General features: G+C 62.8%; 1 protein-coding gene. It reads left to right on the forward strand.

The genetic code is table 11. The features are described 5' to 3' along the window. Positions 1-78 precede the first annotated feature (78 nt). Positions 79-737: IS110 family transposase (locus L0963_RS19610; protein WP_234181523.1), on the forward strand; the 659-nt coding region annotated here is incomplete at its 3' end.

Genomic DNA, 737 nt, shown 5'->3' on the forward strand with positions numbered 1-737 from the left:
GGGTGATGGGGTGGACGCCCCCCGGCGGCATCGATGTGCCATAGTGGAGGTGTTATCACACCACTAGAGGAGGCGTCCGTGTTGGAAGTTAGCATAATCGGATTGGATATCGCGAAGAATGTTTTTCATGCGCACGGCGCGGATGCGAGCGGGCGAGCACTGTTCAGCCGCAAGATCGGCCGAGGGAAGCTGCTGGAGTTCTTTGCTGGGCACCAGCGTTGTACGGTCGCGCTGGAAGCCTGTGGGGGCGCGCACCATTGGGGCCGAGAGCTGACACGGCTGGGATACAAGGTGAAGCTGATCCCGCCGGCGTATGTGAAGCCGTTCGTGAAGCGGAACAAGAATGATGCGGCGGATGCGGAGGCGATCTGCGAGGCCGCCCAGCGCCCGAGCATGCGGTTCGTGGCGATCAAGAGCGAAGAGCAGCAGGCGTCAGGCCTGGTGTTCCGGACCCGTGACCTGCTGGTGCGGCAGCGCACCCAGCTGATCAATGCCATCCGAGGTCATCTTACCGAATATGGCTGGGTAGCGCCCAAGGGTCCCTCGCACGTCGCGATGCTCGGCGATCTGCTTGAGGACGAGATGGCCTCGTCGCTACCCGAGGCAGCCAGGTCGATGTTCCGCACGATGCTCGACCTGCTGGAGGAGCTGAACGAGAAGATCGGCGATCTCGACAAGGAGATTGCGCGCCGGGCTCGTGAGGATGCCGTCGCGAGGCGGCTTATGACGATCCCTGG

The organism is Sphingopyxis sp. NFH-91 (genome assembly GCF_021401285.1).
In the GTDB taxonomy this organism is placed as follows: Bacteria; Pseudomonadota; Alphaproteobacteria; order Sphingomonadales; family Sphingomonadaceae; genus Sphingopyxis; species Sphingopyxis terrae_A.